The organism is Clostridium sp. AUH-JLR23, from assembly GCF_964238065.1.
Classification (GTDB): domain Bacteria; phylum Bacillota_I; class Bacilli_A; order Erysipelotrichales; family Coprobacillaceae; genus Allocoprobacillus; species Allocoprobacillus merdigallinarum.
The window spans coordinates 123,127-134,036 of sequence record NZ_CAXSKY010000005.1; the positions used below are offsets into that span (position 1 = coordinate 123,127).

Below are 10,910 nucleotides of genomic sequence, written 5' to 3' on the forward strand. Positions count from 1 at the left end.
TTATTTCACTTCTTTCAATCTAAATTTTTGCCATGGTTTGATATCATCAAGAATAAATATTTCCTCTTCTTTAATATGACCAACTACATTGGACATTCCACTGTTTGGCATATCTTTTAAAGCTATCTGAAGTTCTCCAGCATAATGTCCATATTGACTGCTTTCAATAATAACATCACCACGATGAATCATTTGTGGAGTATTGATCAATTCAAAATGATGTGCTTTATATTTAACACGACTTTGTGTAGAACGTATCATGTAGCTATTTACATCTCCACGTTGAAAATGGAGTTCTTCAAACAAAATTTTTCTTTCCATTGCTGGTAAATTCTCTATAGGATCAACATCAAAAGTGACGAGATTTAAGTCTAAATTTTCCAATGATTTTAATTCTTCTAAAGAAGGATAACAGTTAGAAATGATAATATCATCAATGACATTGAGAGCCAGCATATGTTTGATTTGCGTGATTAATGAAAGATGTCTATGCATTTCTAAGGTTGGTAGACCATTTGTGACTGGCCAAGACCCAAATGTATTTTCGTTTTGACTTGTGACAAAAGCAGCTGTAGGAATGCCATAGCTGATAAAACGCTCTGTACACTTCATAAAATAATCTAATGATAATCCACTATAATTATGGGGATAGAAATTATGACATCCCAATAAACAATACTTATTAGGCTGATAATCCATAATTGTATCAAGTGTATGAGCATCATTACTCATATTGATTTCAATCTTCAATCCATAAGGATTATAAGTCATCAAGGCTTCCTCACTTCCTGAAAAACCAGCGTCTAAACGTAAACCATCTGCTCCTATTTCCTTAAAAAAGTGTAAATCCTGATAACTGATATCTAAGTCCTGAAAAACTCTTGGTGATACGTCTACAATGATTTCAAATCCTTTTGATTGAGCATAAAGATTGATATCTTTAAAATCTTGAATAATTTCCTCTTTACTTTTATTAACGGATAAAAGACAAGAAAAAATACGTGAAAAACCTAATTTTGACATCTGATCAATATATGCTTTGATTTCTTCTGATGATGATTTTTCTGGATAAATAGAGATACCTAATCTTCTCATGCGTTTTCCTCCTTAACTAATTGACGATCATAACAAATGAAAAATGGTAAATAAATGATCAGTGAAACAATAATCATTCCTATAATATAAAGAATTGAAAAGATTTGACCACCCGTTGCCCAGAAGCCTCCAAAAACAGATGGTAATACCCATGGTGCAAGCATAACAGGTATATTGATATAATGATAAGCCATCATTATATAAGTACAAAGACTCATAACGATTGGAGCGACAAGAAAAGGAATTCTTAAATAGCGATTTTGAACAATGGGTGCACCAAAAATCACAGGTTCATTAATATTGATAAGTCCTGATTGAAGAGTCTGATGACCCATTTGTCTAAGATGGTGACTTTTCGCAAAAAATCGACATAAGAGAACTAATCCTAATGTAGCGCCTGAACCTCCAATCCATACAAACCATTGATAAAAACCTTCAACTCCAATATAAGGAATAGCCTGATGATTGATATAACATATTAAATTTACCATCAGCATTTGTGTCCAAAAAGGTCTAGCCAAGATTCCTACCATAGCCACACCATGAATCCCACTTAACCAGAATCCACATGTCAATACAACTATAAGTAGAATCCCTATTATAGACGTTAAAAAAGATAAACATAATTGAACACAGCTAATGAAAAGACTTATATAGATATTTTGACAATAAATCAATCCCATAATCAATAAAGCTGCGATAAAAACTGGTACAAGCTGTTTGAAATAGGCTTCAATCGGTTCAATAAAAAAATGGATTCTCTTTTCTAAATAGAGAGACATACGATGAATCATGGCCAAATATATCATATGCACAAATAAAACTGGCAGAGTCAAAGTCAAAATAGAGTATTGTTTTCCATAATAAATAAAAAGCATACTCAAAAGCACAGAGAACAACATGAAAACAGGATTCAGTTTTTTTCTTTGAATATATTGAAACGCATACATCATTTGTATCATCAAAAAATATATACATTCTATATATGGATAAAAGATAGAAAACCATTGAAAAAAGACAATAATTCCTAAAACAACAAAACATAATGTCATATGTACAAATGTCATTTTAAGTGCCTGAATAAAATCTAAGTTTATTATTTTATTAATATAATCATTGATTTGTTCACTCATTTTTATTCTCCTAGAAAAATAACAGACTGAAATCAGTCTGTTATTGATTTTGAATTGCTTTCTTTACAAAGCCTTGACTGCTTTCTAATCTTGACTTGGCTTCTTCAACAGTACAATTTAATAATATTTTAATAATCGCAACTTTGACATGTCGATGACATTCTTCAAATGTTTCTTGAGCGACTTCATAGCTACATCCTGTTGCTTCCATAATAATTCTTTTACTTCTTTCAACCAGTTTTTCATTAGAAGGTTTTAAATCAACCATTAAATTCTGATATGTTTTTCCTATTCCTACCATGGAAGCTGTTGATAACATGTTTAAGACAAGTTTTTGTGCTGTTCCTGCTTTAAGACGTGTGGAACCAGTAATGACTTCTGGACCTAAATTCATATCAATAGCTAACTTTGCAACTTTTCCAATCTCACTATCTGGATTACAAGCAATGCTGATTGTATATGCACCTATTTTATTGGCCTGTTTCAAAGCACCTATAGTATGTGGCGTTCTTCCACTGGCAGCAATACCTACTACAACATCTTTATCACAGATTCCAGCCTCCATGATTTCTCTTTGACCATCATCTTCATGATCTTCCGCTCCTTCTTTAGCTTTAACGAAAGCTGACGGACCACCTGCAATAATACCATTCACTTCATTTGTTGTACTAAATGTTGGAGGACATTCCACAGCATCTAATATTCCTAAACGTCCACTTGTTCCACTGCCTACATAAAAGAGTCTTCCACCTTGATTTAAAGCCTCAACAATTTTTTCTACAGCCTTTTCGATTTGAGGCAAAACATCATGAATACGTTGTGGAACAAGAGCATCTTCTTCATTCATAACTGTTAAAAATTCATGGATACTCATATCGTCTAAATTCATTGTTTTAGGATTTCTACTTTCAGTCACTAAATGAGAAATATTTACTTTATTCATCTTGACTTCTCCTATATTCTCTCAAATACAATCGTTGTTTGTGCATCAATATAATCAATAATATCAATGTATTCAGGATGTATAAATCCAATAACATTTGTTCTTGCTTCAAATGGTAAACTTTCTTTTATGATATGAACTTCTCCACTATAACGACCTGCCAGTTTATTTTCCATTACTATATATCCACGTTGACGAATAGTATTATGGAATATTGGAATATCTGGTGTTCTAGGCAATGTTAATCTTACAATCTTTTCAGCAAGATCTTTTCTGACTTGGATTTCCTGGTCATAAAGATATTCATACTCTTTTTCTAAATGACAAGGAATATGCATAATATTTCTATCCATATAAGCCTGAATATTTTTAAGAGTAGAAATAGAAGCCTCACTATCACCAATAAGTATATCCTTAATACCACAATCATGTATTAACTCAACAGCTGCAACATATGGATTCATTGTACGATGTTTTTCCACTGTTGGCAATCCTTCATAAAGTGGAAATCTTTTTAATACATCTCCACATACAAAAGCTTGAACAGTTAAATGATATTTTTGAAAAGTTTTATTTTTCTTTTGAAAATATTCCAAAGATAATCCTGTTTCACTATGAGGATAAAAATTATGTGTTAATGCTAATTTATCAAAATCCACTCCTGCTTCTTGTGCACCTTTTAGATATTGATCATTAACTACACTTGCATTCAGCATTAAATAAAAATCCTTCTGTAATTCCTTAATAACTTCATAATCATCAAAACCATAATCTAATCTTAAAGCTTTAAATCCCATTCGTTTTAACTGTTTATAATCTTGATGAGGAATGTTTAATTTTTCAAAAGTAACAGGTGAAACATCAGGGACTACCTGCAATCCTAAAGAATGACATTTCTCTAAAAATAAAGGTAATTTTTGATCTAAGTCAGAATAGTCTTCTTCTGGTATATGCAAAGATGTAAATACATATTTCGCGCCACATTTTTTAGCCTCTTCAAGATATTTTAGATTCAAATCTTGAAAATATACTGAAATTCCTAACATAGAACACCTCCACTTTCTAATTTTATTTTCCTTCTTCTAAGGCCGCTTTTTCTTCTTTTAAATCATTTTTTTCCATAGCTTTTACAAATGGATAAAATACAAGCCCTAAAATAACCCAAGTAATAAGAACAAATATAACTGCTGGTATACTACCTGATGTTGCCATAAATGTTTTGATAGGTGCTGGTAAAATCCAAGGTGCAGATAAAACTGGTACCGGAATAATTCCAGTCATTGTGAGAACAACAGCAACTACAGCTACAACCATATATCCTAATACAAATGGAATCATCATTAATGGATTCATCATAATTGGTAAACCAAAGATTAATGGTTCCCCAATATTGAATAATGCAGCAGGTAAAGCTAAAACTCCTAAAGCTTTGATACGTTTTGATTTAGAGAAAATCATTACAGTTGCAAGTGGTGCTAGTCCAGTCCAAATATAGTTATCATAGAATACACTTGTAAACACATATGGTAAATTCTTTCCTGCTTCCATTGCAATTTGGTTTGCAGCAGTCATTTGTGTCCAAATTGGATTTGCAATAGAACCAACTACATTTCCACCATGAATACCTACTGCCCATAAAGCACGATTCAAGAATGATGTTGCAAATACAGTTGCTGGTGTATCAGAAGCACTAACTAATGGTGTAAAGATTCCCATAATAATATTTGGTAAATCAATTGATAAAACAACTGCGATTAACCACCAGAATACAATCGCAAATGTACTTGGAATTAAGGCAATAAATGCACTTGCTACCATTGGTGGAACACCTTCTGGCATTTTAATTGTCCATTTCTTATTAATGAAGAAACGATAAATTTCAATAGTTACAATCCCAACAATCAAACCTACAAACACACCTTTTGCTCCCAAAAAGTCAGTAGGAACACCTGTAAATGTACCCGCAGTATCTGATCCTTCAACTATTGTAGAAACAGTTTGTGCTGGTATAAGAATAAAGAAAGATGATACAGCTAAGATTATTGGAGCAACAAAATCTAATCCCTCTCCCTTTTTCTTATTATAATATTCAATTGTCGCATATGCAGCTGCAACAACAACAAACAAAGCAATAAAACCAGTTCCAACTCCTGATGCAGCAGCAAATTTTGCTGAAAAATCACCGATAAGATTTTGCCATGGATCAAAAGGCAATGATGCTAATAATAAGAATATTGATCCTATAATTAATAGTGCAGTAAAACTAATAAATGTTCTCTGCATAATTTGCACATATCTTAAGTTTGAAAACTTAATTAATGGAGGTGCAACTTTTTCTTCAATAAAATTTGTAAGTTTTTCCATAGTTATACTCTCCTCTCTTTTCTTCTCCCCAATTAACGGAAGTGCTTACATTATTATTATAACAATTTAAAATTAAATTTCAATATTATTTTATAAAATTTGTAATATAATTTCACATCATATATTTTCCATCACAAAATCATGAAACTCTCTACGCCAATTCAATATCTTTGTATTTTCTCGTGTTGGATGAACTCTATTAGATAAAACAATGATTGCAATTTGGTTCTGCAGATCAATTAATATTGATGTACCTGTAAAACCAGTATGAGCTATTGTTTTTATAGAATTTAATGATGAAAAAAGACTATCAGGAGTATAAGTCAAAAAACCTATTCCCCTAGGAATTTGATGTTCCAGAGAAAAATTCGTAAACATATCATGAATATATTGTTCTTCTAAAAATGTTTGATTTTTATATTGTCCATAATTTAAAATCATTTTTGCGTAAATTTCTAAATCATAGACATTTGAAAATAGTCCTGCATGTCCAGCAACACCATTCATTATATAAGCCTTTCTATCATGAACTTGTCCTCTTAATAATTGATGAAAATGTGGACTGATTTCTGTTGGTGCACATTGAATGTGCTCTTTGGGACAATATTCTGTTTGATACATATCTAATGGTAATAAGACTTCCTCTTGCACTATTTTATCCAAACTCTTTTTTGTTATAGACTCAATAATATATCCTAGTAGAATATATCCCAAATCAGAATAAACAACTTTTTGTCCAGGGATACAGCTAGAACTTACATTACTTATATCTTGTATCATTTGATTCTTAGTGACATCTAAACCCCAAGATAAATCCGCTGGTAATCCAGATGTATGTGTCAACAAATGAAAGATCGTTATATCTCTATTAAAAAATTCAGGAATTATTGTATAAACAGGTGTATCATAAGATAATAATCCTTTTTGAATGAGTCTTAATATTGCTGGTGTTGTGCCAACAACTTTACTAAGACTCGCTAAATCATAAAGTGTATCTATTCGATTCTCTTCTTGGCATGGATAAATAGATTTATTCCCCACACAATAATAATCTGTTATCTGATTATGAATAATAGCAACACAACAGCCTGGAAAAACGTTTTGATTCACTGATTCTTCTAGAAAATGTTCAATCTTTGTGTTCATATATAACTCTCCTTATTAAAATATTATTTCAATTTTATTATCTAATTTTTGAATTATTTTGTCAATAAAATCAGATTTCAACAAAATTATATTCTTTTTAAGATATAAAAAAGACCTTCTTTAAATCTAAAGAGGTCCATTTCTATAGAATATCTATCAAATCTCTATTATTTCAATAATTGAGAAACCAGATTCTTTGTTTCATAAAGTTTAGCTCTGTTATTTTCTAAGTCGTATTTATAAACACCATAATATAAAAGATCTGTGACAACCAAAGATGCTGTTCTTGAAGAGATAGCTCCTATTCTCATTTCTTTTTCTTCCAAAGGAACAAACAATTGAATCGTTGTATTTTTTGCGACAGTATTTCTAGAATTTTGTGTAATGGATAGACTTGGTATACCATCTTTTTTCAATTTTTTAGCCATACCAGTTAAACCAGCAGTCATTCCAGAGTAACTGATGAAAATAGCTACATCGTCTTTTGTCATGCTTTCTGCAAAGGTCATCTGCACATGAATATCAGTATTATAGATAGCTTTTTTACCAATTCTCAATAACTTTTGAGAAAAATCATAAGCCACAATGGCAGAACTTCCTACTCCGAATAAATAAATTGTTTTTGCGTTAATCATATATTCAATTGCTTTTTGTAATTGTCCTTCATTAATCATTTGATATGTTTTTTGAACTGTAGATACATTTAATTGACAAGCTTTATGAATAAGCGTTGTTAAATCATCTGCCTCCTCTAAAACAGTATCAATATCCTCCTCTTCATTTTGTGAAGATCTGGCTAAACTGATTTTTAAATCACTAAATCCTTTATACCCCAATTTTTTAGAAAAACGAATAACGGCAGCAGCTGACGTTTGACTTTTTTCACCTAGTTGCTGGGCTGAATCATTTAATATCTCATGAGTATGTTCTAAAATATATTGAGCAATGATTTTTTCTGTTGATGTATAACTTTTTTGTGCTTCTTTAATCTGTACTAGACAATTCATAAATTCACCACCTATTATCATTATATCAATGCTTCTATAAAAATACTAGGAATTATCGTGGTGGTAATGTCATATTTCCTAATATAACATAATCAGATGCACCAGTCGCACTTTTAACATTAGAAAAGTGATGGTGTAATGTTTCATTCCCCATAATGACAAAAGCAATGGCTTCTTTTGCATCACTTGAATAACCAATATCATCCTGTGTATAAACAGGGATATCATATAATTCTTTTTGAAGCATATGTAAAAGTGTCTGATTATGACTGCCACCACCGCCAACAATGACTTTATGCAATGGATAATATGGTAATATATATGTCTGATAATGATAAGCTATACTTTTTGCAGTAAAATAGGTTAAAGTTGTTATAATATCTTGTGGCTTTTCTTTTTTATATTTATCAACAAGATAATGAACATATTTTTCTCCAAAATCTTCTCTTCCTGTTGATTTAGGTGGTTGTTTTTTCATATATGAATGATGCATCAATTCATCTAACAAAGCATTGATAACCGTTCCTTTAGCACTAATATGTCCACAATCGTCATACTCTAAATGATAAAGGAGACGACAGGCTTCATTAATCATCATATTTCCTGGTCCAGTATCAAATGCCTGAACTTGATCAAGATCCTGTCCAACAAGCAAAGTTACATTTCCAATACCACCAATATTTTGTAATGCGATATTTTTATGTTCTTCACTATATAATATAAATTCACTATATGGTACCAACGGTGCTCCCTGCCCGCCAGCTGCCATATCCATCACTCTAAAATTAGAAATCACTGTTGTATTCAATTCATAAGCCAAAACAGCAGGTTCCCCAATTTGTAAAGTAGATGGCAACAGTTGACCTTTTTGAAAGGGAATATGATAAATTGTTTGTCCATGTGTTGCAATAAAATCAATATCTTTTGATAATATATGATATTTATGAAGTAAAACTTTGACAGCTTCAACAAACAGATATCCTAGTTCAAAATTTAAGCTACAGATTTCATCAACATGAGAATCTTTTTCATCACAGGCTTTCATAATTTTTGCTTTCATATCTATAGGCATAGGATACTCATGGTAGCCAATGACTTTCAATTTTGTTTCCTTTCCATAACCATGAATATCAACCAGCACTGTGTCAATACCATCCATTGATGTTCCTGACATGATTCCAACCGCGTACATCTTTCTTCACCTCAAAAGAATCATACACCTATTAAAATATTATTTCAACAAATTAAACACAATTGTAAAATATTATATCATTCATTATATATTATCTTTTAAGAATGAGTTCATGTTTAAACAAACAGCAATTTTTACAATCATACTTTCACTAACTCTTCTTTATCGTCAATAACAACACAATTTCGTTTTTCTTTTGCCTGGTACATTCTTTTATCAGCTAATTTCAATAACTGATAATCATATTTTCCATATGCACAACCAATGCTGCATGTTAATTTTAAATCAGGGTATGTTTTAATTTTTATTTCTGTAATTTCTTGGCGAATAGAATTCAACCTTTCATCTAAAATATGTTTAGGTATCTGATAGAATAAAATAATAAATTCATCACCACCATAACGAATCACAGCATCTTTTTCACGTACACTTTTCTTGATGGTCTTTGCTGTTTCCTGTAGTGCTCGATCTCCTGCCAAATGTCCAAAACAATCGTTAATATCTTTAAAATGATCTAAATCAATCATAGCAATCGCTGTTATATCTTCTTTTTTTATCAAGTCATCTTCTAAATAACGTCTATTATAAACTTCGGTTAACCCATCCAGATATATATTCTCTTGCATATAATTTAATGTTTTGACCATTTTTCGATATTGTTTATCACTTTTTAAAATATGTTCATGCATCTTTAATTTATATTCTATCACATATGGATCATCATTCACTTCTATATATTGATCAATGACATAATAAATATATCGTGACTGAAAATCAAAGTGGATGACTTTTGATTGGTGTTCATATACTTTTTTGTACCTTTTCGAATCAAACATTGATATATCTTGCCATAAATCTTGATGTTCCATAAAGTACATATTTTCAATATCTTCATTCGTTAAAGATATATAGCGCTGTGTCTGAACATCAATCAAAGAAATCTGATCAAATATTTTTTGAAATTCTATTAAAAAATGTTGAAAATGTAAAAGATCAAACTTTGAAATATTTTGAAATTGTTCATCATCAAAGAGTTCTTCTTTATCTATAAATCCCATCACGCCTATAAAACGTGCATTTTCTTCACCTAGCCAGATGGCACGACATCGAAAATGACACAATAGGTCTTTTCCATCAATGATAAATATATCTTCATATTCAAAAGATGGATTTGTTTGATTTGTCTGTTGAGCTAACTGTATCATCTTTGTTAATCTGACTTTAAGACGATTATGAGAATCTCTAGCCATAGGATGGGCAACAATTTCTGGTAATTCCAAGCGTTGAGAAGCATCTTGTGATAAAAACATGATATCTAACTGATTATCATATATAAATGCCAGTTGATTCTGCTTTTCAAAAAAGAAATTGTTTTTTATTTTTTCAATATCTAATTGATCAGATAATTGCTCTGTTTTCATATTTTTTAAATAAGTTTTTTGAGAATATAGTGAGATAATATTAGATATTCTTTTTCTTACAATATCTTCATGAAATGGCAAACTTATAACATCACTAATCCCTAATTCATAAGCATGTTCTATAGGATATTGTAAATTTTGTGTGACAATAATGATGACAGGTATTTTATCAATCCAGTGATATTTATTCATAGAAGATAAAACTTCAATCCCATTCATTTCAGCCATCATCCAATTCAATATTATCAAAGATAGTGATGAAAGATTATTCTTCACTAATGAAATAGCTTCAGTACTATTATTTGCAAAAACAATTTCATAATCTTCTCTTAAAATATCCGCTAAACTTTGTCTATTTACCTGTGAATCATCCACAATCAAGATTTTATTTTTCATACTTTTCTCCTATTTTCATATCAAAACAATTTCAATTTTATTATACCTGATTTTTTTTATTTAGAAAACCTTCCATTTTACTCCAAAAGATTACTTTTCTCATAAAATAAATTAGATTTTTAATCTTCTCTTATAAATTGAATAGGGGCTAAGAATTAATATCTTTCGCCCCTTTCACAACACCGTGCGTAGGGTTCCCTACACGGCGTTTCA

General features: G+C 30.7%; 9 protein-coding genes. All 9 read right to left on the bottom strand.

Annotated features, from left to right (window positions below; translation table 11 throughout):
• The 9 genes from ACESR5_RS04180 to ACESR5_RS04220 all read right to left on the bottom strand — a co-directional run bounded on the left by ACESR5_RS04180 (nucleotide 1) and on the right by ACESR5_RS04220 (nucleotide 10,697).
• Complete coding sequence (locus tag ACESR5_RS04180) at nucleotides 1–1,095, bottom strand: DUF871 domain-containing protein (protein WP_373154382.1); 1,095 nt, start codon at nucleotides 1,093–1,095, stop codon at nucleotides 1–3.
• Nucleotides 1,092–2,228, bottom strand: a complete 1,137-nt coding sequence (locus tag ACESR5_RS04185; RefSeq protein ID WP_373154383.1) for a PTS transporter subunit EIIC — start codon at nucleotides 2,226–2,228, stop codon at nucleotides 1,092–1,094. The genes ACESR5_RS04180 and ACESR5_RS04185 overlap by 4 nt, the downstream gene beginning before the upstream one ends.
• A 40-nt stretch (nucleotides 2,229–2,268) precedes the next feature.
• Nucleotides 2,269–3,171, bottom strand: coding sequence for an N-acetylmuramic acid 6-phosphate etherase (gene murQ, locus ACESR5_RS04190; RefSeq protein ID WP_289527453.1), 903 nt, complete (start codon nucleotides 3,169–3,171; stop codon nucleotides 2,269–2,271).
• Nucleotides 3,172–3,182: 11 nt separating this feature from the next.
• A complete protein-coding gene (locus tag ACESR5_RS04195; RefSeq protein WP_373154385.1) occupies nucleotides 3,183–4,217 on the bottom strand; it encodes a MupG family TIM beta-alpha barrel fold protein in 1,035 nt (344 codons plus the stop codon).
• 22 nt (nucleotides 4,218–4,239) lie between these two features.
• A complete protein-coding gene (locus tag ACESR5_RS04200; RefSeq protein ID WP_129738844.1) occupies nucleotides 4,240–5,535 on the bottom strand; it encodes a PTS sugar transporter subunit IIC in 1,296 nt (431 codons plus the stop codon).
• A gap of 117 nt (nucleotides 5,536–5,652) precedes the next feature.
• Nucleotides 5,653–6,681: a serine hydrolase domain-containing protein gene (locus ACESR5_RS04205; RefSeq protein WP_373154387.1), complete on the bottom strand. Its 1,029-nt coding sequence runs from the start codon at nucleotides 6,679–6,681 to the stop codon at nucleotides 5,653–5,655.
• Nucleotides 6,682–6,848: 167 nt separating this feature from the next.
• Nucleotides 6,849–7,688 carry a MurR/RpiR family transcriptional regulator gene (locus ACESR5_RS04210; protein ID WP_087296680.1) on the bottom strand — a complete coding sequence of 280 codons (840 nt, stop codon included), beginning with the start codon at nucleotides 7,686–7,688 and terminating at the stop codon, nucleotides 6,849–6,851.
• Nucleotides 7,689–7,740: 52 nt separating this feature from the next.
• Entirely contained in the window at nucleotides 7,741–8,880 is a 1,140-nt protein-coding gene (anmK, locus tag ACESR5_RS04215) for an anhydro-N-acetylmuramic acid kinase AnmK (RefSeq protein WP_373154389.1), read from the bottom strand.
• A 140-nt stretch (nucleotides 8,881–9,020) separates the two neighbouring features.
• A complete protein-coding gene (locus ACESR5_RS04220; RefSeq protein WP_373154391.1) occupies nucleotides 9,021–10,697 on the bottom strand; it encodes a diguanylate cyclase in 1,677 nt (558 codons plus the stop codon).
• Between the last annotated feature and the right edge of the window lie 213 nt (nucleotides 10,698–10,910).